At 73.1% G+C, this 24,209-nt stretch carries 24 protein-coding genes; 17 read left to right on the plus strand and 7 right to left on the minus strand.

Annotation, left to right across the window (positions count from 1 at the left end; all coding sequences use genetic code 11):
* Window positions 1-235: 235 nt before the first annotated feature.
* Window positions 236-1,468 carry an alpha/beta hydrolase-fold protein gene (locus tag ABZX11_RS45500; RefSeq protein WP_176169489.1) on the minus strand — a complete coding sequence of 411 codons (1,233 nt, stop codon included), beginning with the start codon at window positions 1,466-1,468 and terminating at the stop codon, window positions 236-238.
* A gap of 104 nt (window positions 1,469-1,572) precedes the next feature.
* Window positions 1,573-3,054, minus strand: coding sequence for a phosphatase PAP2 family protein (locus tag ABZX11_RS45505; RefSeq protein ID WP_354924985.1), 1,482 nt, complete (start codon window positions 3,052-3,054; stop codon window positions 1,573-1,575).
* Window positions 3,055-3,197: 143 nt separating this feature from the next.
* Here ABZX11_RS45505 and pafA point away from each other — a divergent pair, with 143 nt between their 5' ends.
* Together pafA and ABZX11_RS45515 are read left to right on the plus strand one after the other, a co-directional pair.
* Window positions 3,198-4,556 carry a Pup--protein ligase gene (pafA, locus tag ABZX11_RS45510; RefSeq protein ID WP_043784126.1) on the plus strand — a complete coding sequence of 453 codons (1,359 nt, stop codon included), beginning with the start codon at window positions 3,198-3,200 and terminating at the stop codon, window positions 4,554-4,556.
* A 63-nt stretch (window positions 4,557-4,619) separates the two neighbouring features.
* Complete coding sequence (locus ABZX11_RS45515; protein ID WP_354924987.1) at window positions 4,620-5,642, plus strand: oxidoreductase; 1,023 nt, start codon at window positions 4,620-4,622, stop codon at window positions 5,640-5,642.
* On the opposite strand, the gene ABZX11_RS45520 is transcribed toward ABZX11_RS45515, so the two are convergent.
* Together ABZX11_RS45520 and ABZX11_RS45525 are read right to left on the minus strand one after the other, a co-directional pair.
* Window positions 5,639-6,337 (minus strand): SDR family oxidoreductase, encoded by a 699-nt coding sequence (locus ABZX11_RS45520; protein ID WP_354924989.1) that lies wholly within the window; start codon window positions 6,335-6,337, stop codon window positions 5,639-5,641. The two genes, ABZX11_RS45515 and ABZX11_RS45520, sit on opposite strands and share 4 nt — an antisense overlap.
* A 9-nt stretch (window positions 6,338-6,346) precedes the next feature.
* Complete coding sequence (locus ABZX11_RS45525) at window positions 6,347-7,252, minus strand: NADP-dependent oxidoreductase (protein ID WP_354924991.1); 906 nt, start codon at window positions 7,250-7,252, stop codon at window positions 6,347-6,349.
* A 108-nt stretch (window positions 7,253-7,360) separates the two neighbouring features.
* On the opposite strand from ABZX11_RS45525, the gene ABZX11_RS45530 reads away from it, so the two are divergent.
* The 7 genes from ABZX11_RS45530 to ABZX11_RS45560 all read left to right on the plus strand — a co-directional run bounded on the left by ABZX11_RS45530 (window position 7,361) and on the right by ABZX11_RS45560 (window position 12,286).
* Entirely contained in the window at window positions 7,361-7,792 is a 432-nt protein-coding gene (locus ABZX11_RS45530) for a helix-turn-helix domain-containing protein (protein WP_176169492.1), read from the plus strand.
* Between the two features lie 10 nt (window positions 7,793-7,802).
* Window positions 7,803-8,786, plus strand: coding sequence for a WYL domain-containing protein (locus tag ABZX11_RS45535; RefSeq protein ID WP_176169493.1), 984 nt, complete (start codon window positions 7,803-7,805; stop codon window positions 8,784-8,786).
* Window positions 8,783-9,763: a WYL domain-containing protein gene (locus ABZX11_RS45540; protein ID WP_354924994.1), complete on the plus strand. Its 981-nt coding sequence runs from the start codon at window positions 8,783-8,785 to the stop codon at window positions 9,761-9,763. The genes ABZX11_RS45535 and ABZX11_RS45540 overlap by 4 nt, the downstream gene beginning before the upstream one ends.
* A 9-nt stretch (window positions 9,764-9,772) precedes the next feature.
* A complete protein-coding gene (locus ABZX11_RS45545; protein ID WP_176169495.1) occupies window positions 9,773-10,000 on the plus strand; it encodes a bacteriophage holin in 228 nt (75 codons plus the stop codon).
* 31 nt (window positions 10,001-10,031) lie between these two features.
* Window positions 10,032-10,346 carry a Sec-independent protein translocase subunit TatA gene (tatA, locus tag ABZX11_RS45550; RefSeq protein ID WP_176169496.1) on the plus strand — a complete coding sequence of 105 codons (315 nt, stop codon included), beginning with the start codon at window positions 10,032-10,034 and terminating at the stop codon, window positions 10,344-10,346.
* 87 nt (window positions 10,347-10,433) lie between these two features.
* The gene (gene tatC / locus ABZX11_RS45555) at window positions 10,434-11,405 is read left to right on the plus strand and encodes a twin-arginine translocase subunit TatC (protein ID WP_354924997.1); all 972 of its coding nucleotides are present in this window, start codon (window positions 10,434-10,436) and stop codon (window positions 11,403-11,405) included.
* Complete coding sequence (locus ABZX11_RS45560) at window positions 11,405-12,286, plus strand: YegS/Rv2252/BmrU family lipid kinase (RefSeq protein ID WP_176169498.1); 882 nt, start codon at window positions 11,405-11,407, stop codon at window positions 12,284-12,286. Before tatC ends, ABZX11_RS45560 begins: the two co-directional genes overlap by 1 nt.
* A gap of 343 nt (window positions 12,287-12,629) precedes the next feature.
* On the opposite strand, the gene ABZX11_RS45565 is transcribed toward ABZX11_RS45560, so the two are convergent.
* Complete coding sequence (locus ABZX11_RS45565) at window positions 12,630-13,205, minus strand: hypothetical protein (protein WP_354924999.1); 576 nt, start codon at window positions 13,203-13,205, stop codon at window positions 12,630-12,632.
* Window positions 13,206-13,326: 121 nt separating this feature from the next.
* Between ABZX11_RS45565 and ABZX11_RS45570 the strand changes: the two genes are divergently transcribed.
* The 4 genes from ABZX11_RS45570 (at window position 13,327) to ABZX11_RS45585 (ending at window position 19,621) form a co-directional block, all read left to right on the plus strand.
* Entirely contained in the window at window positions 13,327-16,158 is a 2,832-nt protein-coding gene (locus ABZX11_RS45570; protein ID WP_176169500.1) for a DEAD/DEAH box helicase, read from the plus strand.
* A gap of 159 nt (window positions 16,159-16,317) precedes the next feature.
* The gene (locus ABZX11_RS45575; protein WP_354925001.1) at window positions 16,318-17,079 is read left to right on the plus strand and encodes a DUF4333 domain-containing protein; all 762 of its coding nucleotides are present in this window, start codon (window positions 16,318-16,320) and stop codon (window positions 17,077-17,079) included.
* A gap of 70 nt (window positions 17,080-17,149) precedes the next feature.
* On the plus strand, window positions 17,150-18,352 hold the full coding sequence (locus ABZX11_RS45580) for a GNAT family N-acetyltransferase (protein WP_354925003.1): 1,203 nt from the start codon (window positions 17,150-17,152) through the stop codon (window positions 18,350-18,352).
* A 51-nt stretch (window positions 18,353-18,403) separates the two neighbouring features.
* The gene (locus ABZX11_RS45585; protein WP_354925005.1) at window positions 18,404-19,621 is read left to right on the plus strand and encodes a GNAT family N-acetyltransferase; all 1,218 of its coding nucleotides are present in this window, start codon (window positions 18,404-18,406) and stop codon (window positions 19,619-19,621) included.
* Here the strand turns inward: ABZX11_RS45585 and ABZX11_RS45590 are convergent.
* Window positions 19,618-20,562, minus strand: coding sequence for a 5'-3' exonuclease (locus tag ABZX11_RS45590; RefSeq protein WP_176169502.1), 945 nt, complete (start codon window positions 20,560-20,562; stop codon window positions 19,618-19,620). The two genes, ABZX11_RS45585 and ABZX11_RS45590, sit on opposite strands and share 4 nt — an antisense overlap.
* Window positions 20,563-20,895: 333 nt before the next feature.
* Between ABZX11_RS45590 and ABZX11_RS45595 the strand changes: the two genes are divergently transcribed.
* Genes ABZX11_RS45595 through ABZX11_RS45610 form a run of 4 tightly spaced genes read left to right on the plus strand, consistent with a single transcriptional unit; the run spans window position 20,896 to window position 23,047 of the window.
* On the plus strand, window positions 20,896-22,038 hold the full coding sequence (locus ABZX11_RS45595; RefSeq protein ID WP_354925007.1) for a Xaa-Pro peptidase family protein: 1,143 nt from the start codon (window positions 20,896-20,898) through the stop codon (window positions 22,036-22,038).
* The gene (locus ABZX11_RS45600) at window positions 22,035-22,490 is read left to right on the plus strand and encodes an Lrp/AsnC family transcriptional regulator (RefSeq protein ID WP_176169504.1); all 456 of its coding nucleotides are present in this window, start codon (window positions 22,035-22,037) and stop codon (window positions 22,488-22,490) included. The genes ABZX11_RS45595 and ABZX11_RS45600 overlap by 4 nt, the downstream gene beginning before the upstream one ends.
* 46 nt (window positions 22,491-22,536) lie before the next feature.
* On the plus strand, window positions 22,537-22,761 hold the full coding sequence (locus ABZX11_RS45605) for a hypothetical protein (RefSeq protein WP_091311498.1): 225 nt from the start codon (window positions 22,537-22,539) through the stop codon (window positions 22,759-22,761).
* Window positions 22,748-23,047 carry a hypothetical protein gene (locus tag ABZX11_RS45610; RefSeq protein ID WP_003092405.1) on the plus strand — a complete coding sequence of 100 codons (300 nt, stop codon included), beginning with the start codon at window positions 22,748-22,750 and terminating at the stop codon, window positions 23,045-23,047. Before ABZX11_RS45605 ends, ABZX11_RS45610 begins: the two co-directional genes overlap by 14 nt.
* Here ABZX11_RS45610 and ABZX11_RS45615 read toward each other — a convergent pair.
* Window positions 22,938-24,167: an MFS transporter gene (locus ABZX11_RS45615; RefSeq protein ID WP_354925009.1), complete on the minus strand. Its 1,230-nt coding sequence runs from the start codon at window positions 24,165-24,167 to the stop codon at window positions 22,938-22,940. The two genes, ABZX11_RS45610 and ABZX11_RS45615, sit on opposite strands and share 110 nt — an antisense overlap.
* Between the last annotated feature and the right edge of the window lie 42 nt (window positions 24,168-24,209).

The following is a 24,209-nucleotide window of genomic DNA, read 5'->3' on the forward strand; positions in this document are numbered from 1 at the left end:
GCCCCCCCCCCCCGCGCCCCACCCCTCCCCCCCCTATCGGGGGCGTGCTGTGTCTCTCTCCCCACGCTTTCCCGCCTTGACACAGCCTGACGACCGTTGAACAATCCGGCGTTCGGGCCGGCGGGGAAAGCCACGGAAGACCTGAACCCGGCAGCCGAACCCCCGGCAGACTCGACGCCCGGCAGCCAAACCCCGGCAGACTCAAATCCGGCGGCCGAACCCCCGGCCCAAGCGATCAAGAAGCCGCAGGAGAAGTCCGAAAAGTCTGATCGGCAAAGGCCAGCAGATAGGGCAAGGTGGCCCGAGCGGTATGCCAGGTGTGGTTGAACCCCCGCTCGGCGTGGACAACAGCATCCTGCCCCCGAGCGTGCAGAGCATCGGCAATCCGCCGAGCGGTCGCAACATCGGTGGGCGCCCCAGTCCCGACCGCAAGCATCACCGAGATCGGAGCCGGGAACTTCATGGTCGGCAAGTACCGCCGCGGGGTGTTGGCCGCGATGGCAGCCCGGTTCCCGTCGAGAATCCCCACCGAGTCGTTGAGATCGTCGTAGGGCAGAGCGATCACGAGGGTGCCGAACTCGTCGACGTGGTGAAGCCCGATGTTGAGCGCCCCGAACCCACCCCCGGACATCCCACCCAGAGCCCGATGGGTCCGATCGGCCAACGTCCGGTACCGCTGGTCCACCGCCGGCACCACACTCCCCGCCAGGTAGTTCTCCAGCTGCGGACCCCCAGGCACGTTCAGGCACTCCCAGTCAGTACTGGGATTACCGGCAGTCATGTCCACACTGACCACGATCATCGGCGCGATGACGTTCGCCTGCTGCAGCGCCTGAAGCGTCCCGGGAGCATCCCCGGAGGTGAGCCAGTCCCGAGGCCCGCCGAAGGGATAGCCGTGGATGAGGTAGACGACCGGGTAGCGACGATGAGGATCGCTGTCGTAACCGGGCGGCAGGATGACGTAGTTGCTCGCCGTCGGGATCCCGTTCGCCGGATCGGCGAGGCTGAGCACGTCGATCCGCTGCCCACCGGCCGCGACACCCGCCCCGGGCCGCGGACCGGCCGCAGGTGAGTCCGAAGACGACGATCCGGAGGAAGAGGAGGGTTCCGGCGCTTCCTTGCCGTCGTCGAGCAGCCGCCCGGCGAAGTTGACGACACCGGGGCCGCGCTGCAGGAGCCGGGCCAGGTCGTCGGAGGTGCGGACGTAGCCGACGTAGCTGTTCAGCGCGGTGACGGCCGCCAGCAGCAGCAGAACGCCGAACGCGGTGAACCCCCACCGCCGGACCCGCCGCCGGTACCACAGGGCGACCACGACGGCGAGCACGGCGACGGCGGCCGAGGCGAAGCCGAGCCAGATGAGCGGCGACTCGAGCGGCCCCAGGTCACGGGCCCGAGCGGTGACGTCACCCGGCAGCACCGGGTCGCTCGCGGCCCGGTGGATGACGCTCGCCAGGCCGTGCCCGTCCATCGAATCCCCGCCCGTCCCCTGGTCGCGGGCAGGAGTGCCCGCAACTCGACCGCGAAGCTAGCGGGGGGTGCCTGTGGGTTCGTTGAGAGAAGGTAAAGCAACCTTCACAGGCGGTAGAGCGTCAGTGCGCGGGGCCGGGACCGGAAGCGGAAGCGGTTGCCGAGCGGGCCGACCTCGCCGTCGGTGGCGACGCGGCGGTTGCCGTCGAGCAGTTCGACGTCCAGCTCCGGCAGGTCCAGCTCCTGGTAGACGTGGCTGGCGGCGAGGCTGCGGGTGATCATCGCCACCAGGAACCGGGCGCGGGAGTAGGGCAGGTCGGCGCGCAGGTAGCGGATGTCGAGCAGGCCGGTGTCGAGCGCAGGACGGCGGCTCGGGGCGAACCCCTTGGGCGCGTAGGTGCCGTTGCCGACGAACAGCAGCCAGACCTGCGTCTTCTTGCCGTTGAGCCGGACGGTCAGCGGCTTGGCGTTCCGCAGCGTCCTGGCCAGCGCGATCGCGGCGGAGGGCCACTTCGGGTGCTTCTCCTGCAGCTTCTCGCGCAGCCGGACCATCTCCGGGTAGCCGCCGAGGCTGGCGGTGTTGACGAACCAGCGGTGGTCCGGGTCGCCGGCCCCCTCGATCTCGACTTCGCCCAGGTCGACGCGGACGGCGTTGCCGACCTCGGTGGCCGCGTCGGCGTCGGGCATCGAGCTGACGCCGACGTCGCGGGCGAAGTGGTTGAGCGTCCCGGCCGGGACCAGGGCGAGCGGCAGGTCGCGTTCGGCGGCGACGGAGGCCACCGCGGCGACGGTGCCGTCCCCGCCCGCGACGGCCAGCGCGCGGACCGTGCCGCGGGCGTCGATCTCGGCTTCGAGCTGGGCGCGCAGGCCCCGGTCGGGGTCCGGGTAGAGCAGGGTGGCCTTCGGCCAGGCGTACTTGACGTCTTCGGTCGGGTCCTGACCGGCCACGCCGGAGTTCGGGTTGACGACCGCGAGCATGTCCTCGCCGTCGACCATCTCGGGGGCGTCCGCGTCGTGGGCCGTGCGGCCGGGGATGTCGTCGTGCAGCGGCCACCAGTGCCGGGTGGCCAGGCCGACGCCGACACCGATGCCCAGGCCGACGCCGACGTCGGAGGGCCAGTGCACGCCGGTGTGGACCCGCGAGTAGGCCACGGCCAGCGCGAGCGGCGCCACCGCCAGCCCGGCCCGGGGCGACTCCATCGCCACCGCGGTGGCGAAGGCCGCCGCGGACGCGGAGTGCCCGGACGGGAACGACGACGACGTGGGGCGTTTCCGCAGGCGGCGGCGCACCGGCGTTTCCTCTTCGGCCGGCCGGCGGCGGGGGAACAGGGGCTTGCCGATGAGGTTGGCCGCGGCGCTGGCGCCGGCGATCGCGACCACTCCGCGCAACGCGGCCCGGCGCGTTTCGCCAGGCCGGGCGGCCAGCAGCGCCGCGACGCCCCACCACAGGCGGGACTTGTTCGCCGATCTGGACAGCGTCATCAGCGCGTCGTCGACCCGGGAGGCCGGCAGGGCCGCACTGCGGCGCATCAGCGCGCGATCGGTCCGGCCGACCTGCCGGAAGGCTCGGATGAGCTGGTGTGACAAGGAGTCCGCCTTCCGCGTGACGTCAAGAGCCGTGCTCCAATCGTGCCTGATTCGGGGAGATTTCACCGTCTGTGGCATACCGGGGGCGTGTCGACGCCCGAACGGCGCACCGTCGAAGGGGGTGCAGCGCCTACTCTGGTGGGATGCAGCGGCGGATCTTTGGCATCGAGACCGAGTTCGGGGTCACGTGCACCTTCCACGGACAGCGCAGGCTCTCGCCCGACGAGGTGGCGCGCTACCTGTTCCGGCGGGTCGTGTCGTGGGGACGCTCCTCCAACGTGTTCCTGTCGAACGGCTCCCGGCTCTACCTCGACGTCGGCTCGCACCCCGAGTACGCGACGGCCGAGTGCGACGACCTGGTCCAGCTGGTCACGCACGACAAGGCCGGGGAGCGCATCCTCGAGGACCTGCTGGTCGACGCCGAACGACGGCTCGCCGACGAGGGCATCGGCGGCGACATCTTCCTGTTCAAGAACAACACCGACTCGGCGGGCAACTCCTACGGGTGTCACGAGAACTACCTGGTGACCCGCGCGGGTGAGTTCTCCCGGATCGCGGACGTGCTCCTGCCGTTCCTGGTGACCCGGCAGCTCATCTGCGGTGCCGGCAAGGTGCTGCAGACCCCGCGGGGGGCGGTGTACTGCCTCTCCCAGCGTGCGGAGCACATCTGGGAGGGCGTCTCCAGCGCCACCACCCGCTCGAGGCCGATCATCAACACCCGCGACGAGCCGCACGCCGACGCCGAGCGCTACCGGCGGCTGCACGTCATCGTGGGCGACTCGAACATGGCCGAGCCGACGACCATGCTCAAGGTCGGCTCGGCGAACCTGGTGCTCGAGATGATCGAGGCCGGCGTCCAGTTCCGCGACTTCACCCTGGACAACCCGATCCGGGCGATCCGCGAGATCAGCCACGACCTCACCGGCCGCCGCCAGGTGCGCCTGGCCGGCGGGCGGGAGGCCTCGGCGCTGGACATCCAGCGGGAGTACCACGCCCGCGCGGTCCAGCACATCAAGGACAACGGCACGACGGCGGCGAACGAGCGGGTCGTCGAGCTGTGGGGCCGGGCCCTCGACGCGGTCGAGCAGCAGGACTTCGGCAAGATCGACACCGAGATCGACTGGGCGATCAAGCACCGGCTGGTCGAGCGCTACCGGCACAAGCACGACCTGGACCTGTCCAGCCCGCGCATCGCCCAGCTCGACCTGGCCTACCACGACATCCGGCGCGGCCGGGGCATCTTCGACCTGCTCCAGCGCAAGGGTCTGGTCCGCCGGGTCACCGACGACGGCGAGATCGAGGCGGCCAAGGACACCCCGCCCCAGACGACCCGGGCCAAGCTGCGTGGTGACTTCATCGCCGCCGCCCAGGCCGCGGGCCGCGACTTCACCGTCGACTGGGTGCACCTGAAGCTGAACGACCAGGCCCAGCGCACGGTCCTGTGCAAGGACCCGTTCCGCTCGGTCGACGAGCGGGTGGAACGCCTGATCAGCTCGCTCTAGTCCGGCGCGCGCCCGCCCGGTTCCCTACGAAAGTCGCCGGGCGGGTGCGGCAGGATCTTGCGCATGCGTGTCGTGCTGCTGGTGTGCGCCCTGTTCCTGTCCGTGGCGGTTCCGGCGTCGGCGGGGGAGCACCTGCCGCGGTGGGAGCCGAAACCGACCGGCGTCACCGCTCAATTCCGCGGCCTGTCCGCGGTCAGCGCCCGGGTGGCGTGGGTCAGCGGCACGCAGGGCACCGTCCTGCGCACCACGGACGGCGGGGCGAGCTGGCAGTCCGTCGGGCCGCCGGGGACCGGGACGCTGCAGTTCCGGGACGTCGAGGCCTTCGACGCCGAGCACGCCGTGATCCTGTCGATCGGGCCCGGGACCGACTCCCGCGTCTACCGGACCGACGACGGCGGCGCGCACTGGCGCCAGACCTTCCAGAACACCGACGCGGCGGCCTTCTACGACTGCCTCGCCTTCTTCGACCCGTGGCGCGGCCTGGCCATGAGCGACCCCGTCGACGGCCGGTTCCGCGTGCAGGCCACCTTCGACGGCGGCCGCAGCTGGCGGCCGGTGCCCGACAGCGGCTTCCCGCCCGCGCTGCCCGGCGAGGCCGGGTTCGCGGCCAGCGGCCAGTGCGTCACCACGGCGGGGCCGTTCGACGCCTGGCTGGCCACCGGCGGCGGCGCGTCCGCCCGCGTCCTGCACTCCGGCGACGGCGGACGGCACTGGACGGCGTCGGACACGCCGCTGCCGAGCAGCCCGTCGGCGGGCGTGTTCGCGCTGGCCTTCCGCTCGCCGTCCCAGGGCGTGGCGATCGGCGGGGACTTCGCGAACCCGACCGCGCCCGGCCCGGCCGTGGCGCTCACCCGGGACCGCGGCCGCACCTGGACCACCCCGGGCCGGTACCCGGCCGGCTACCGGTCGGGGCTGGCCTGGCGCGGCGGGACGGTGCTGGCGGTCGGCCCGGGCGGCAGCGACTACAGCCGCGACGGCGGACGGCACTGGACGTCGTTCGACACCGGCAGCTTCGACAGCGTGGACTGCGCCGGGCTCGCCTGCTGGGCCAGCGGCGCGGCGGGACGGGTCGCCCGGCTGGGTTAGAGCACCTGGCCGGTCGGGCGGACCATGATCTCGTTGACGTCCACCGACGGCGGCTGCTGGAGCGCGTAGAGCACCGCCCGGGCGATGTCGTCGGCCTCCAGCTTCGGCTTCGTGCGCTGCTCGTCGTCGAGGATGTCGGTGTCGGTGATGCCCGGGTTGATCAGCGTGACCCGCACCCCGGTGCCGACGGCCTCCTCCCGGATCGCGCCGGCCAGGCCGGTCACGGCCCACTTCGTCGCCGAGTACAGGCTCGCGTTGCGGATGTAGCGGCCGGCCACGGAGCCGGTGATCAGCAGGTGGCCGGCGGTTTCCCGGAGCGCGGGCAGCACCGCGCGGGCGGTGTAGGCGGCCCCGAGGACGTTGGTGCGGACCATGGGCTCCCACGCCCGCGGATCGGGGTCGTCGTCACCGAAGAACGAGGTCCCGACCCCGATCCCGGCGTTGGCGAAGGCGGCGTCGAGCCGCCCGAACTTTTCGACCGTTTCGGCAACGGCTCCGGAGATGCCGGGCCAGTCGCCGACATCGGCGCCGAGGGCGAGGGCCCGGTCCTCGCCGAGTTCGGCGGCCAGGGACGTGACGGATTCGGCCTTGCGGGCGACCAGGGCGACCTTGAAGCCGGACGCGGCGGCCAGGCGCGCGGTGGCGGCGCCGAGGCCGCGGGAGGCACCGGTGATGAGGAGAACGCGATCATCCATGCCCCCAGGCTAGGGAGTCAGCACGAGCCGGCCACGCAACCCACCCGCGGCCAGCCGTTCGTGCGCGTCGGCCGCGCGGGCGAGGGGCAGCACGCCGGCCACGCGCGGCGGGAGGATCCGGGCCAGCTCGGCGAGCCGCTCGCCGTCCGCGCGGATCCAGACGTGCTGCACGCGGATCCCGCGCAGGGGGAGCGGGGCGGCGCCGGCGGCGAAGGCGACGAACTCGCCACCGCCGCGGACCGCGTCGAGGGCGTCCAAGCCGAGCCGGGCGGTGTCGAGTGCCGCGTCCACCCCGCCCGGGACCACCGCGCGCACCCGGTCGCCGAGCGCGGGACCGCGGGGCACGAACTCGTCCGCGCCGAACGCCCGGACCTGCGCTTCGTCGGCCTGGGACGCCACAGCCACCACCCGCAGCTTCCGCCCGTGGGCGAGGGCCACGGCGTAGCCGCCGACCGCCCCGGCCGCCCCGGTGACCAGGACGGTCCCGGTCGTCTCCACCAGGTCCATGGCCTGGGCGGCGGTCAGCGCGTTCAACGGCAGCGTCGCAGCTTCGACCGGCGACACGCCCGGCGGCGCCGGCGCGACCGCGGCGGCGTCCAGGACGATCTGCTCGGCGTACGCCCCGAGCGGCGAAGCGATCCGGTCGCGCAAGCCGATCACCGCGTCACCCACGGCGAAGCCGCCGCCCGCCGTCTCGACCGTGCCCGCCACGTCCCAGCCCAGGCCGAGCACGTCCCGCGGTGGGATCACCGCCGCCGTACTCAGCGCACCACTGCGGGTCGCCAGGTCCACCGGGTTCACCGCGGCCGCCGCCACCCGGATTCGCACCTGCCCCGGGCCGGGCTCCGGCACCGGGACCTCGACCGCCTCCAGCACCTCCGGGCCACCGAACCGCCGGACCACCACCGCACGCATCGCCGTCTCCTCCACCGATCGGAACCTTCCCCGCGAACGTATGGGGAGCTACTCTCCATCGGGAAGTACGCACCTGCAGGTGCCCACCGCACGAGGAGGTTCGCCCCGGTGCCCACGCGCACGGCGGAACAGCGGCGGCAGGCCGAAAAAGCCGCCTACGACGCCTACCTGGCCGCGTGCCCGACCCGGAAGCTGCTGGACGAGATCGCCGGCAAGTGGGTCAGCCTGATCCTCGTCGCGCTCGGTGACGGGCCGCAGCGCTACAGCGACCTTTCGCGGCGCATCGCCGGGGTCAGCCAGAAGATGCTCACCCAGACCCTGCGGGTGCTCGAACGGGACGGCCTTGTCCGCCGGGAGGTCACCCCGGCGGTGCCCGTCCGCGTCGACTATTCCCTTACGCCGCTGGGGGAATCGCTGCGCGCGCTGATGGCCGGGTTCAAGGAGTGGGCCGAGGCCAACTTCGAAGCCGTCGCCGCCGCGCGGACCGATTACGACGCGCGTACCCCGGACCTCACGATCGGGCCGGGCGGCGCGGGCTAGGCTCTACCGGGTGTCCACCGCACGCGCCGAACGGCTGGTCAATCTGGTGCTGGCCCTCCTGTCCACCCGGCAGTACCTCACTGCCGAGAAGATCCGCGGCATCGTGCCCGGGTACGGCGACGCGGCCAGCGACGAGGCCTACTTCCGGATGTTCGAGCGGGACAAGACCGAGCTGCGCGAGCTCGGCATCCCCCTGGAGACCGGCCGCAACTCCGCGTTCGACGCCATCGAGGGCTACCGCATCGCCCGCCGCGACTACGAACTCGGCGAGATCGACCTCGCCCCCGACGAAGCCGCCGCCGTCGCGCTCGCCTCCCGGCTGTGGGACTCCCCGGAGCTGACCGGGCAGGCGCAGGGCGCGCTCGTGAAGCTGCGCGCCGCCGGCCTCGAGGTCGACGACCAGGCACCCACCGTGGTCGAGCCGCGCGTGCGGGCCGAGCCGGCGTTCGGGCCGCTGCTGGCCGCGGTCCAGAACGGCCAGGCCGTGCGCTTCGAGTACCGCCGCAGCGGCTCCCCGGAGCGGATCATGCGCACCCTCGAACCGTGGGGCGTGGTGTCCTGGCGCGCCCGCTGGTACGTCGTCGGGCACGACCGCGACCGCGGCGCCACCCGCTGCTTCCGGCTCTCCCGCGTCACCGGGCAGGTCCGCCCGGTCGGCAAGCCGGGCGAGGTCCGGCGGCCCGAGGGCGTCAACCTGCTCAAGCTCGTCACGGCCACCGGCGACAGCGAACCGTCGCCGGTCACCACCGCCCGGGTCTGGGTCGCCGACGGCCGCGCGGCCGGGGTCCGCCGCCGCGGCACCGTGGTCGGCCGCGGCAGCGTCGACGGCGAAGAGGGCGACCTCGTGGAGATCGCCCTGCTGTACCCGGAATCGGCCGCCGACTGGATCAGCGCCCAGGGCCCGGACGTCGTGGTGCTCGAACCCGACGTGCTGGCCAAGAGCGTCCAGGACCGGCTGGAAGCCGTCGTCGCCCGGCAGGGGAGCGCACGGTGAGCGGGTCGACCGACCGGATGCCGCGGCTGCTCGCGCTGGTGCCCTACCTGCTGGCGCGCCCGGGCGTCCGCATCGACGATGCGGCGCAGGACTTCGACGTCACACCGAGGCAGCTGCGCAAGGACCTCGAGCTGCTCTGGATGTGCGGGCTGCCCGGCTACGGCCCCGGCGACCTGATCGACCTGTCCTTCGAGGGCGACACGATCGTCGTCACCCACGACGCCGGGATGAGCCGCCCGCTGCGGCTGACCGGCGGCGAGGCGACCGCGCTGCTGGTGGCGCTGCGGGCATTGGCCGAGACGCCGGGCGTGGTCGACGGGGACGCCGTCCGCCGCTCCATCGCCAAGATCGAGGCCGCCGCCGGGCAGGCCCAGCCGGCCGGGGTGGTCGTCGGCGGGGGAGTGCGGGAAGGCAAGAAGACCGCCCGCACCCGCGAGGAGGTCGCCCGCGCGCTGCAGGCCGGGCGCGCGCTGCGGATCCGCTACTACACCGCGTCGAAGGACCAGGTCACCGAGCGCACGGTCGACCCGATGCGGCTGCTGATCGTCCAGGCCGTCGGCTACCTCGAAGCCTGGTGCCGCCGCGCCGAGGGGGTCCGGCTGTTCCGGCTCGACCGGATCGACGAGCTGACCGTGCTCGAGGAGCCGTCCCGGCCGCCCGCGCACGCCCACCCCACCGACCTCTCCGACGGCGTCTTCCGCGAGCGTCCCGACCAGCGGGAGGCCGTCCTGGTCCTCGACCCGGACGCACGCTGGGTAGCCGAGTACTACCCGTGCGAGGAGCTCGACGAGCTCGACGGCGGCCGCCTGCGGATCCGGATGCGCTACGCCGACCAGTCCTGGATGGTGCGCCTGGTGCTGGGGCTGGGCGGGGAAGCGCTGGTGGAGAGCCCGGCCGACCTCGCGTCGGACGTCGGCCGCCGGGCCGCCGACGCCGTGGCCCGAGCCCGTCACCTTCCGTCAACCTGCGACCACTAGGCTGACCGCGTGCCGTACCTGCCCACCGCCGTGCTCATCGTGATCGGCCTCGCCGTCCTCGTGGTCCTGCTGGTGCGGACCGTCAAGGTCTTGCGTGCCTTCCGGCAGACCGCAAGCATGGTGGCTACGAACACCCAGGACCGGGCCGGGCTCCTCCGCGCCCGGTCGGCGGGACTGCGCGTCGCGTTCGCGCAGCGCCGTCACCAGCAGCGCCGCCGCAAAGCGGAAAACCAGTAACATCCCTACCAGACGCAGATAGGAGGCCACCATGCTGAACGGATTGCAGCCGTGGCATTTGATCATCCTGGTGCTCGTCGTCGTGCTGCTGTTCGGGGCCAAGAGGCTTCCCGACGCGGCCCGGTCCATCGGCAAGTCCATGAAGATCTTCAAGGCCGAGACCAAGGACCTCACCGGCGACAAGGCCGCGGCGCACGAAGACGCCGAGCCCGCCGAGACGAAGCAGCTCCCGGCCAAGCCCGCCACGCCCGCTTCGACCGACCAGCAGGTCGCCGACCTGCAGCGCCAGCTCGACGAGCTGAAGAAGCAGCAGGCGGCCGAGCAGCCGCAGAAGAACGTCAGCTGAGCGGCTCCGGCCCCACCCGGTCCCCCGTCCACGGAGCGCGCCGAGCCCGGCGCGCTCCGGCGGACTCCGACGAGAACGGAACAACCCGTGGCGGAATCCGCCTCCGGAAACGGTGACAGCCGCCGGTCGAAGCGGCGCAAGCGCAGCCGTCGGGCCAATCCCGACGGGACGATGACGCTCATCGAGCACATCTACGAGTTCCGCCGCCGCCTCGGCTTCGCGCTGCTCGCGGTGGTGATCGGCGGGATCATCGGGTTCATCTGGTTCGGCACCAAGATCGGGCCGGTCCCGTCGCTCGGCGACCTCGTCAAGGACCCGTACTGCGCCATCCCGCCGGAACGGCGGCTCGACAGCGCCGCCGGGTGCCGGCTGCTGCAGACCGTGCCGTTCGAAGCGTTCATGACCCAGCTGAAGGTCGGCATCGCGGCCGGGGCCGTGCTGCTCTCGCCGGCCTGGCTCTACCAGCTCTGGGCGTTCATCGCTCCCGGCCTGTACAGCAAGGAACGCAAGTACGCGCTGACGTTCGTCGCGTTCGCGTCCGTGCTGTTCGCCACCGGTGCCGTGCTCGCCTACATCCTCTTCCCGCACGCCCTGCAGCTGCTGATGGGCTTCGGGCAGGACGCGTTCGTCACCGCGCTGACCGCGGACAAGTACATCTCGTTCCTGCTGTCGCTGCTGATCATCTTCGGGATCAGCTTCGAGCTCCCGCTGCTGGTGGTGATGCTCAACCGCGTCGGCGTCGTGAAGTACGTGCAGCTGAAGAAGTGGCGGCGCGGCATCGTGTTCGCGCTGTTCGTCTTCGCCGCCTTCGCCACCCCGGGTTCGGACCCGTTCTCGATGCTGGGCCTGGCCGGCGCGCTCACCGTGCTGTTCGAGATCGCCGTGCAGATGGCGCGCTTCCACGACCGCAAGCTCGACAAGGCCCGCTCCGACGAGGGCTGGGACTCCCTCGCCGACGACGAGGCCGCGCCGTTCGACTACACGCCGAGCACCGTCGACGACGAGCCGTCCGCCCCGACCGCGTCCAGCGGCCGGTCGAGCACCGACGACGTCACCTAGTGGGGATCCACGCCGCGCTCGCCGTGCACCCGGCGTCGGGGCACGGCGCGGCCGCCCGGATCGCCGACACCGTCGCCGAGCGGCTGCGCGCGGCGGTCGACCGGCTCGACGTGCTGGTCGCCCACACCGTCGAGGAGTCCCGCGCGTTGATGCGGTCCTCCCACGCCGCCGGGCTCGACGTGCTGATCGTGCTCGGCGGGGACGGCGCCGCCCACCAGGGCGTCCAGTTCTGCGCCAACCACGACGTCGCGCTCGGGCTCGTCCCGGCCGGCACCGGCAACGACTTCGCCCGCGCCCTCGGCGTCCCCGGCGAGCCGCTCCCGGCGGTCGACGCGCTGGTCGCCGCCCTGCGCTCGGGCGCCCGCCGCCGGATCGACCTCGGCCGCGCCGGCGACACCTGGTTCGCGACCGTGCTGTGCGCGGGGTTCGACGCGAGCGTCAACGAACGCGCCAACCGGATGCGCTGGCCGTCCGGGCCGCGCCGCTACGACCTGGCGATCCTGGCCGAGCTGGCGTCGTTCCGGCCGCGTCCGGTGGTCGTCGACACCGGCACCGGCCGCCTCGAGCTCGACGCGACCCTGGTGGCGATCGGCAACACCCGCTTCTACGGCGGCGGCGTCCCGATCTGCCCGACGGCCGACCCCGAAGACGGCGTCTTCGACGTCACGATCATCGGCCACGCCACCCGCCGCGGCCTGGTCCGCATGCTCCCGGGCCTGCGCTCGGGCAACCACGTGACCCACCCGGCGGTCCGCACGCTGCGGGCCCGCTCGGTGACCTTGGCCGGGAACGCCTGGCCTGCCTACGCCGACGGGGAGCCCCAGGGCACCGTGCCGGTGACGGCGACCTGCGTGCCGGGCGCGCTCAGCGTCCTGGCCTAGACCAACGAAGTCGGACCCGCTCTGCCGCGGTAGACCAGAGGACACTTCTGCCGCGGCTTAGAAAAAAAAGAATGTCCTCGCCGGACGGGCAGGCTCCGGGATGACCACAACCACCGCTGCTACCTCACCTTCTGGAGGTGGGCCGCCGGGTGGTCATCCCGTCGCCTGATTGAGGCCTATCACTTTGAGCCGGGCCCGCAAGCTTGCGTTGTCAGCCTTCGTTGCGCTGTGGGTTGCGGGCCCGGCTCAAAGTGATTTGACGGCCTCAGGCGACGGGATGACCACCCGGCTCCGTGATTTTGAGGGCATCACCTGACCACCGACCGAGTTACGCATTACTCGCCTAGCGGTCGTACCCGCCCGCTCGCGCCACCAGGTGCCGGAAGTGGGCCGGTGTCAGCAGCCGCCCCGCGTCGGCGAAGTAGACCCCGCCGCAGCGGTGGCAGAACCAGCCCTGCTCCCACACCTGCCGCGCCGCCGGGACCCCGCGCTGCTGCCGCCGGTGCGCCCGCACGCGGCGGACGTAGAGCCAGACCAGCACCCCCGCGGCGACGTACACCGCGAACGCCGGCAGCGAGAGCACCGCGAAACCCAGCGCCTTCGCGGCCGCCCCGCCCGGTGGCGGGTCGTCGGAGGCGGAAAACGGCAGCAACAGGAAGCAACTGCCGACCATGGCCAGCAGGACGACCGCGGCCAGCAGGCCGCCGCCGCGGCGAGGCCGGGGATAGGGGTCGAGGGAACGGGCGACCGCCGTTACGGCGATCCCGCTGACCTGGCTGCTCGTGTACACGACGCCGTCGCCGGCCGGCACCGCCACGGCCGGGCCCTGACCGCGGTAGAAGGAGTGACCGCCCTGGTAGACCGCGGGGACGTGCTGCACCTGGTCCAGCAAGCCGCAGCTCGGGCACGGTTCCGTCATGCCGCTCCGACGCGGCCGGACGCGAACCGGTTCCGCGGTTCCTCCGGGTGTATAACGAACTGTACGGCTGGTCGTTGCACGCAACGTGCGAACTGCCGGAGGGGTGTGAAACCCTGACGAGGTGGCCAGTAGCCCTTCTCCGTCCCCGGCCGAGGCCTATGCGGCCTCCGCACGCCGTGGGAAGTACCCCCAGCTGACGCGCTTCGCCGCGGAGGTGTCCTTCGAGTTCGACCAGTTCCAGATCCGCGGGTGCCAGGCCCTGGAAGACGGCCACGGCGTGCTCGTCTGCGCGCCCACCGGGGCGGGCAAGACGATCGTCGGCGAGTTCGCGGTGCACCTGGCCCTCGCCGAGGGCCGCAAGTGCTTCTACACGACGCCGATCAAGGCGCTGTCGAACCAGAAGTACGCCGACTTGGTGGCCCGCTACGGCAGCGACGCGGTCGGCCTGCTGACCGGCGACACCTCGATCAACGGCAACGCGCAGGTGGTGGTGATGACCACCGAGGTGCTGCGCAACATGCTCTACGCCGGCTCGTCGACGATCACCGACCTCGGGTACGTCGTGATGGACGAGGTGCACTACCTGGCGGACCGGTTCCGGGGCGCGGTGTGGGAAGAGGTGATCCTGCACCTGCCGGAGTACGTCCGCGTGGTCGGGCTGTCGGCCACGGTCAGCAACGCCGAGGAGTTCGGCGAGTGGCTGGTCGAGGTGCGGGGCGACACCACGGTGGTCGTCGACGAGCACCGGCCGGTGCCGCTGTGGCAGCACATGCTGGTGGGGAACCGGCTGCTGGACCTGTTCGCCGGGGACGACGTGCACGCGCCGAACGCCGAGCTGCGGATCAACCCGACCCTGCTGCGGCGGACCGAGGAGATCGGCAGGCAGTACGCGCCGGCCGGGTTCCGGGGGCCGCGGGGCCGGCGCGGTGCGCCGTCGCGGATGCCGCGGTTCCGGCCGCCGTCGCGGGTCGACGTCGTCGAGCAGCTGGACCGGGCCGGGCTGCTGCCGGCGATCGTGTTCATCTTCTCCCGGGCGGGCTGTGACGCCGCGGTGGCGCAGTGCGTGCGGTCGGGGCTGCGGCTGAACGGGCCGGGTGAGGTCGAGGAGATCCGGCGGGTCATCGAGGAGCGCACGGCGGACCTGCCCGAGGGTGACCTGGGCGTGCTGGGGTACTGGGAGTGGCGGGAGGCCCTCGAACGCGGGATCGCCGGGCACCACGCGGGGCTGCTGCCGGCGTTCAAGGAGACCGTGGAGGAGCTGTTCGTCCGCGGGCTGGTGAAGGTCGTGTTCGCCACCGAGACCCTGGCGCTGGGGATCAACATGCCGGCGCGCACGGTCGTGCTCGAGCGGCTGGTGAAGTACAACGGCGAGGCGCACGTCGACCTGACGCCGGGGGAGTACACGCAGCTCACCGGGCGGGCCGGGCGGCGCGGGATCGACGTCGAGGGGCACGCGGTCGTCGCCTGGCAGCCCGGGGTGGACCCGAAGCAGGTCGCCGGGCTGGCGTCGACGCGGACCTACCCGCTGCGGTCGTCGTTCCGGCCGGGCTACAACATGGCGGTCAACCTGGTGGCGCAGGTCGGTGCGGCCGAGGCGCGGGAGCTTTTGGAGCAGTCGTTCGCCCAGTTCCAGGCCGACCGGTCGGTGGTGGGGACCGCACGCCGGATCGAGCGGAACAAGGAAGCGCTGAAGGGCTACACGGCCGCGGTGACCGGCGATTTCGACGAGATGCTGGAGTACGTCGAGCTGCGGGCGAAGATTTCGGCGCGGGAGAAGGCGTTGTCGCGGCAGAACACGTCCGCGCGGCGGGCCGGGACGGCGGAGTCGCTGGAGAAGCTGCGCAAGGGTGACGTGATCGCGGTGCCCGCGGGGCGGCGGGCCGGGCTGGCGGTGGTGGTCGATCCGGGGCTGGACCCGATCCGGGAGCCGCGGCCGGTGGTGGTGACCGAGGACCGGTGGTCGGGGCCGTTGTCGGTCGCGGACTTCCCGGCGCCGGTGGAGGCGCTGGGGCGGATCCGGCTGCCCAAGCACATCGAGCTGCGGTCGCCGCGGACGCGCCGGGACATCGCGTCGGCGTTGCGGAACGCGGGGATTTCGCTGCCGGGGCGGCAGAAGCGGCGGTCGGGGGCGAACGAGGACGGCGAGCTGGCCGCGCTGCGGCGGGCGTTGCGGGCGCACCCGTGCCACGGGCTGGCCGAGCGTGAGGCGAACCTGCGCTGGGTGGAGCGGTACGAGCGGCTCGCGGCGGAGACGCAGCAGCTGGAGCGGAAGGTCGCGGCGACGACGCACTCGCTGGCGCGGGCGTTCGACCGGATCCTGGCGTTGCTGGGTGAGCGCGGGTATTTGGCAGCGGCGCAAAGCGCCTCCGTTGAGGGTGGTGGCGGGGGCATGGATGGATTGGGGCCGGAGTCGGCCGGGGACGGTGAGGACCGCGTCACCGAGCACGGGCGGCGGCTGACGCGGCTCTACAGCGAGTCGGATCTGCTGGCGGCGGAGTGCATCCGGCACGGGGTGTGGCGCAAGCTCAACCCGGCCGAGCTGGCCGCGGTCGTGTCGACGCTGGTGTTCGAGGCGCGCCGGGACACCGCGGGGGAGCCGCGGCTGCCCGGTGGGGCGGTGCCCGAGGCGTGGCAGGAAACGGCGCGGTTGTGGGTGGAGCTGACCGAGGACGAGCGGCGGCACCGGCTGGACCGCACGCGGGAGCCGGACGCCGGGTTCGCGTGGCCGGTGTACCGCTGGGCCCGCGGTGAATCCCTGGAGAAGGTGCTGACCGCGGCGGAGGCCAACGGCCAGGAGCTGTCGGCCGGTGACTTCGTGCGCTGGTCGCGGCAGGTGATCGACCTGCTGGACCAGATCCGGGATGTGCTCGGGAAGGCGGATCCGGTGGGTGCGGCGGCGGCCGAGGCGGTCAAGGCCCTCCGTCGTGGCGTCGTGGCCGCCGGGGCCGCGTGAACTCGGTGTTAGCCCAGCTCGGCGGTGGGGTGGCGGGTGAGCGTGGACACGTGTGCTCGGCTGGAACCTGTGGTTGGATCGCCTGCAACACCGTGTGTGCGCGGCTTGGCGGTGTTTCGGGGTGGACAGCGAGTTGAGTGAAGCAGGCGGAGGCAGAAGATGAGCACGCCGTATGGCGGCAACGACCCACAGCAGCCCCAGTACGGGCAGCAGCCGGGCGGCGCGTACCCGCCGAGCGGCGGGCAGGAGCAGCCGCAGTGGGGGCAGCCGCAACAGCCTTCCTACGACCCGAACCAGCAGCAGCAGTGGGGCCAGCCGCAGCAGCCCCAGCAGTGGGGGCAGCAGCCCGGTGGGTACGCCCCGCCGCAGCCGCAGTGGGGCCAGCAGCCGCCGCCCTACGGCCAGCAGCCGGGTGGCGGCTACCCGCAGAGCGGGCCGCAGGCCCAGCCGCAGTACGGGCAGCAGCCGGGCGGGGCGTACCCGCAGAGCGGGCCCCAGGCGCAGCCGCAGTACGGGCAGCAGCCGGGTGGCCAGTACGACTACGGGCGGCAGCAGTTCCCGGGCGCGGCCGGGCCGGAGCCGGAGCAGCAGCCGGCGAAGTCGAAGAAGGGCCTGCTGATCGGCGTGGTGGCGGCGATCGTGGTGGTCGCCGCGTTCCTGGTGCTGGGGTTCGTGGCGCCCGGGTTCCTGAAGACGCAGGTCTTCAACAACACCCAGATGCAGACCGACGTGCAGAAGCTGCTGACCGAGACGTACAAGATCGACGGCGTCACCGCGGTCACCTGCCCGGCGGAGCAGAAGGTGCAGGACGGCGCGAAGTTCGAGTGCACCGCCACCATCGCCGGGAAGCCGCAGCAGGTGCCGATCACGGTGAAGGGTGACGGCGGGAACTACGAGGTTTCCCCGCCGGTCGCGAAGTAGCGTGGCCCGAGGTCCGGCCGCCGGGGTATTCCGGTGGCCGGACCTCGGCGTTTCCGGAGATGATCCGGGGATGAGCGACTTCGAGATCCGGACGCTGGGCACCGAGGAGCACCGGGCGGCGAGCAACCTGTTCCGGGAGACGGTGCACGCCCCGCCGTCCGACGACGCCGAGTGGGTGTACGCGGCGCGGTACTACCAGCCCGGGGGCACGCTCGGGGTGTTCGATCCGGAGCTGATCGGCACGGCCCGCTCGTTCGACGCGGAGCTGACGGTGCCCGGCGGGGCGCGGCTGCCGATGGTGGGGGTGACGTCGGTGGGGGTCCGGGCCGACCGGACCCGCCGTGGGGTGCTGCGGGCGATGATGACCGCGCAGCTGGAGGACTTCGCCGGGCGCGGGGTGGTGTTTTCGAACCTGCTGGCGTCGGAGGCCGGGATCTACGGCCGGTTCGGCTACGGCCTGGCCACGCGGCACCGCACCTACAGCCTCGACCGGCACCGGGCGCGGCTGCGCCCGGACGCGCCGTCGGGCGGGGAGCTGGAACTGCTGGACCTGGAGCGGGCCCTCGAGGTCTGCCCCGCTGTGTACGACGGGCTCGAGCGCCGGCCGGGGATGATGTCGCGGCCGGAGGTGCTGTGGCGGCTGTACGAGATGCAGCTGCGGCGATCTGCCACGCCGGCGAAGGCGGTCGTGCACCACGGTCCGGGCGGGCCGGACGGGTTCGCCGTCTACCACGTCGACGGACCGCTGGCGCCACCGTGGACCAAAACGCTGGAGCTGGTGGACCTGTTCGCCGGCTCGGCGGCGGCGTACGCCGGGTTGTGGCGGTTCCTGCTCGGCCTGGACCTGGTGGACCGGATCGTCGCCGGTTCGCGGCCGCTGGACGACCCGATCGACCTGCTGCTGGCCGATCACCGGCGCGGGAGCGTCGACCGGATCGGCGACGAGCACTGGATCCGGCTCGTCGACGTCCCGGCCGCACTGGCCGGCCGGACGTACGGGCTGGGTGCGCCGGTGCTCGTCGAGGTCACCGATCCGCTGCTGCCGGGCAACAGCGGCACCTACCTGGTGAGCTCGGACGGGGTGGAGCGCACGGACCGGCCGGCCGGGCTCCGCGTGGACGTCACCACCCTGGCGATGATCTACCTCGGTACCTGGCGGCCGTCGGCGCTGGCGGCGGCGGGCCGGCTGGAGGTCCGCGACCCGGCCGCCCCGGCGGCGGCGGACGCGCTGTTCGGCGTCGGGCAGGCGGCCTGGAGCGGCAGTCACTTCTGAGTGGCGGAAAACCGCGTGCCGGGTCCGGCCGCGGACGGCAGGATCGGGAGGATGACCGCCTTCGACGTCCGCCCGATCCTCGGGGAAGAGCGGCGCAGCACGTTCGACCTGCTGCGCCGCGCGTTGCACGCCACGGCCGTCCCCGACGACGTCTGGGCCCGGGTCGGGGAGTCCTGGCCCGCGGAGCGGAAGTTCGGGGTGTTCGAAGGCGGCAGCCCGATCGGGATCGTGTCCTCCTACGACACCGAGATCGCCGTGCCGGGCGGGCAGACCCTGCCGGTGGCCGCGGTGGAGGGGGTCGCCGTGCGGGCCGACCGGACCCGCCGCGGGGTGCTGAGCGCGATGATGGCCGCGCAGCTGGGGGACTTCGCCGACCGCGGGGTGCCGCTGGCCGTCCTGCACGCCAGCGAGCCCACGATCTACGGCCGGTTCGGCTACGGCTCGGCCGCGCTCGGCAAGACCCTGCGGGTGGCGCGGCCTGCCGCCCGGCTGCACGAGCGCGTCGCGGCTGGTGGCGAGGTCCGGTTGCTGACGCCGGAGGAGGCGGTGAAGGAGATCCCGGGGCTGTACCGGCGGATCGGGCTGCACCGGCCGGGGATGATCGGGCGGCCGCAGCGGTGGTGGCCGATCTCGCACGACCGGCAGGTGAGCGCGGAGGGCGGGCACGTCGTCGCCGTCCACAGTGGACCGGACGGGGACGACGGGTTCGTCGTCTACCACACGGTCGGCCGCCGGTCGCCCGACTCGCCCGACCACGGTGCCCTGCTGGACGTCCGCGACCTGCACGCGGCGGGCCCGGCCGCGCGGGCCGCGCTGTGGCGGTACCTGTTGTCGGTGGACCTGGTGTCGGAGGTGTACGCCCGGTACCGGCCGGTCGACGAGCCGCTCGCCCTGATGCTGGCCGACCACCGGCACGCGGCCACCACGGCGGTCGAGGACGACCTGTGGCTGCGGCCGGTCGACGTCGCGGCCGCGCTGGCCGCCCGCACCTACCGCCCGGCCGCCCCGGTGGTGGTCGCGGTGACCGACCGGCAGCTGCCGGCCAACACCGGGCACTACGAGATCGGCCCGGAGGGCGTCCGGCGCACCGAGGCGGCCGCGGACCTGGCCTTCGACGTCGACACCCTGGGCATGCTCTACCTCGGGCAGTGGACGGCGACGGCGCTGGCCGAGGCCGGCCGCGTCGACGTCCGCACCGCGGCGGCACTCGGTGCGGCCGACGAGCTGTTCACCACGACGGCCGCACCGTGGTGCGGCACGTACTTCTAAGCGCCGGGGAGGGCCTTGAGGAGCCGTTCGACCGGCTGGCCGAGGTTCCACCGCTCGGTCAGCTCGGCGACCCGCTCGGGGTCGGCCGGAGTCGCCGGGACGGTGTCGGGGCGGGACTGCTCGACGGGCGCGTCGACCGCCACGCGCACCACGGTGGGGGCGACGGCGAGGTAGTCCGCGGCCTCCTTCAGCCGCAGCCGCGTCTTGAGCGGGAGGGCGGAGTCGCCGGCTTCCCCGGCGGCGACCAGTGCTTCGAGCGACCCGAACTGCGTGATCAGCTTCGCGGCGGTCTTCTCGCCGATGCCGGCGACGCCGGGCAGCCCGTCGGAGGGGTCGCCGCGCAGGGCGGCCATGTCGGCGTAGGCGGGCCCGGCGATGTCACGCGGGAGGCTGTAGCGCTCGGCGATCTCGGCCGGCCCGAGCACCTCGGCCTTGGCCCACCCCTTGCCGACGTAGATGACCGAGGTCGGCGTGGGTTCGGTGCGCACCAGCTGGAAGAGGTCCCGGTCGCCGGTGATGACCTCGACCGGGTCGGCCTTCTCCTTGGTGGCCAGCGCACCGATGACGTCGTCGGCCTCGTAGCCTGCGGCTTCGGCGGTGGCGAACCCGAAGGCTTCGAGCAGGTCGAGGATGATCGGGACCTGCGGGGTGAGCGTGTCGGGCACCTCTTCGACGTCCGGGCCGCTGCCGGTTTCCTCGGCCACCCGGTGCGCCTTGTAGCTGGGCAGCAGGTCGGTGCGGAACTTCGGCCGCCAGTCGGCGTCCAGGCAGCAGACGAGCCGGGCGGGCCGCCGGTCGGTGAGGATCCGCGCGATCGTGTCGGCAAACCCCCGCACGGCGTTGACCTGCGTCCCATCGGCGGCGCGCAGGGAGTCGGGCAGGGCGAAGAAGGAGCGGAAGTACAGGCTCGCGGAGTCGAGCAGGGCAAGGGATCCGGTCACCCGCACAGCCTGCCATGCCGGAGGCGGGGGAGAGGGACGAGCCACGCTACTCGGCACGGGAGGAGGTGAGTCCCGGGTGGGGCGTGTCGTGTTCTCGCCCTTCGGACGGGAGTCCCGGCGGCAGCCGGCGGATCCGCCTCGAAGGCTGCGGCCGGGCAGGTTCCGGGCCCGGAATTGTCGGTGGTGACCGGTAGCGTGGAAAACGGGGGGCCCCGCGTGCGAGGACGGTCCGGTGCCGACCGGCGGCCGCCGGGGCGGGTCGGGTCACCCGGCTCGGCATGTCGTGGCCCCGGGCGCGGCCGGTTCCCCTGCCGCCCCACTAGGCTCGGCGTCATGTCGCGCCGTTCCCTTCACACGCCCGCTCCCGATGCCGCCGCCCTGCGGGTGCGGCTGGACCGTGCCCGCGCTGCCGCGGCCGCCGCCGGTACCGATGCCCTGCTGATCGCGCCCGGCTCGGACCTGCGGTACCTGCTCGGGCAGGCCGGGGGCTCGTTCGAGCGGCTCACCACCCTCGTCGTCCCGGCCGAGGGCACGCCCGCGCTGGTCGTGCCGAAGCTGGAGGCGCCCGGGTACGCCGACGTCCCGACCGACGACCTCGGGGTCGAGCTGCTCACCTGGGTCGACGGCGACGACCCGTACGAGCTCGTCGCCGACCGGCTCGGCAAGCCCGGCCGCGTCGCCGTCAGCGACTTCACCCCGGCCCTGCACGTGCTCGCCCTGCGCGCCGCCCTCGGCACCGCCGAGCAGACGCTGGCCGGTCCCGTCGTCCGGGAGCTGCGGATGCGCAAGGACGCCGCGGAAATCGCGTCGCTGCGCGAAGCCGGTGCGGCGATCGACCGGGTGCACGCCCGCGTCCACGAGTGGCTGCGGCCGGGCCGCACCGAGGCCGAGGTCGGCGCCGACATCGCCGCGGCCATCGTCGAGGAGGGCCACGTCCAGGCCGACTTCGTGATCGTCGGCTCCGGCCCGAACGGGGCCAGCCCGCACCACGACGTCTCCGACCGCGTCATCGAAAAGGGTGACGTCGTGGTCGTCGACATCGGCGGCCCGCTGCCTGCCGGCTACAACTCCGACTCCACCCGCACCTACGCCGTCGGGACGCCGCGGGACGCCGACGTGGCCGAGACCTACGCGGTGCTGCAGCGCGCCCAGGCCGCCGCGGTCGCCTCGGTGAAGCCGGGCGTCACCGCCGAGGCCGTCGACGCCGCCGCCCGCGACGTCATCACTGAGGCCGGCTTCGGCGAGTACTTCATCCACCGCACCGGCCACGGCATCGGCCTGGACGTGCACGAGGAGCCGTACATCATCGCCGGCAACGCGCTGCCGCTGGAGCCGGGCATGGCCTTCAGCGTGGAGCCGGGCATCTACCAGGCGGGCCGGTGGGGCGCCCGGATCGAGGACATCGTCATCGTCACCGAAGACGGTGCCGAGTCCGTCAACAACCAGCCGCACGAGCTCGTCGTGCTGGACGCATGACCGCCGGCGGCCTGGAGCCGCTGGACCAGTCGATCGTCCAGGAGCTCGCGGCGGACGGGCGGCGGAGCTTCACCGACCTCGCCGAGCGGGTCGGGCTGTCGGTGTCGGCGGTGCACCAGCGGGTGCGCCGCCTCGAGCAGCGCGGGGTCATCCTCGGCTACACCGCGCGGCTCGACGGCGAGCAGATCGGGCTCCCGCTGACCGCGCTGATCTCGCTGACGCCGAACGACCCGGCGGCCCCGGACGACTACCCGCAGCGGATCCAGCACATCAAGGAGATCGAGTCGTGCTACTCGGTGGCCGGCGACGAGTCCTACATCCTGCTGGTGCGCGTCCAGTCGCCGCTGGCGCTGGAGGACCTGCTGCGGCGGATCCGGGAGGCGGCGAAGGTGTCGACCCGCACGACGGTGGTGCTCTCTACGCCGTTCGAGGGACGTTCGCCGACGTTCTGACGCCGGCGCTCCGTCCGGCGGCCGGGGCGCTGGTACGGTAAAAGGTATGGCAACACGTAAGGTCACGCTTTCGCTGGACAGCGGCGCGCTGGAATTCGCCGAACGAGCCGCGAAAGCCCACGGAATCTCGGTCTCGTCCTGGCTGTCGAAGGCAGCCAGGCGCGAGGCGGTGCGCACGGGTTACACCCCGCAGAAGCCGGAACCGGCCGCCGCGGAATCGGACGAGGCCGAACGCAGCGCGGCGGAGAAGGATCTGCGTGCGCAGGGGTGAAGTCTGGACGTACCACCCCCCGACCGAACCGGCCCGGCAACGCACCGTGGTGCTGCTGTCCTCGGACGGGGTGAACGAGTCCGAGCGGCCGTGGCTGCTCGGCACCGAACTGCTCGACCGCGACCCGATGGACATCCTCGGCGTGGCGATCGACGCCCGCTACTGGGTGTCCACGCTCAACTTGACCCGGCTCTACCGCCCGTGGTTCGACGAGCGGATCGCCGAGATCGACCAGGACGTCCAGGAGCGGATCGACATCGCCTTGCGGGCCGCCCTCGACCTGTGAGCGCGGCGGCCAGCGCGCAGAGCGCGAACACCGCGCCGAGAACGCTCGAACCGGCCCAGCCGGCGACGGCGAACGCGGTCGTCGTCGCGGTCGCGCCCAGTGCCGAGCCGAGCGAGTAGAAGAGCATGTAGCCGCCGATCGCGCTGCTGGTCGTCCCCGGGTGCGCGGTGGTCAGCAGGTGCTGGTTGCCGACGTGCACGGCCTGCACGGCGAAGTCGAGCGCGACCACGCCGATCGCGAGGAGCGTGAGCGACCACGGCGCCTGCCCGATCGCCGCCCACGAGACGGCGAGCAGGGCGAGCGCGCCGAGGGTGACCGGGCGCGCGAACCCCGCGTCGGCCCAGCGGCCCGCCCGGGCCGCCCCGAGCGCGCCGACCAGCCCGGCCAGGCCGAACAGGCCGATCTGCGCCGCGCTCAGCCGCCACGGCGCGGCGGAGAGGGGCAGCGTCAGCCCGCTCCACAGCGTGCCGAACGAGGCGAACAGGAAGAACGCGATCACCCCGCGTGAGACGAACAGCCGCTCGCGGAACAGCCGGCCCAGGCCGGCCAAGGCGTCCCGGTACGAGGACCGGCCGGGGCGCGGGTCGGGCGGCAGCGTCCTCAGCACCACTCCCGCCAGTGTCACCAGGAGCACCGCGAGCACGACGTACACACTGCGCCAGCCCCACACCGTGGCCAGCGCCCCGGCCGCCACGCGCGCGCCGAGGATGCCGAGGACGACGCCGGAGGTGACCGTGCCCAGGGTGCGGCCGCGTTCCCCGGGCGCGGCGCTCGCCGCGGCGTAGGCGACGGTCGTCTGGACGACGACCGCGAACAGCCCGGCGACGGCCAGCCCGGCCAGCAGCACCCAGAGCCGGGTCGCGGCCGCGGCGACCACCGCGCCCGCCGCCGTCAGCGCCAGGTGTCCCGCGATGAGCCGGCGCCGGTCCCGCAGGTCGCCCAGCGGCACGAGCAGGGCCAGGCCCGCGAGGTAGCCGAGCTGACCGGCCGCGACGATCCAGCCCAGGTCCGCCGCGGGCACGTCCAGGTCCGCGCCGATCCCGGCGAGGGCGGGCTGGGCGGCGTAGATGCTCGCGACGGCGACTGCGCACACGGCCGCCAGCACCGTGTTCCGGCCCATCCCGCCTCCATTGGTAGCAGTTTGCAACTGATCCGACCGTAC

Origin of the sequence: Amycolatopsis sp. NPDC004169 (assembly GCF_040610315.1) — a bacterium.
GTDB lineage: Bacteria > Actinomycetota > Actinomycetes > Mycobacteriales > Pseudonocardiaceae > Amycolatopsis.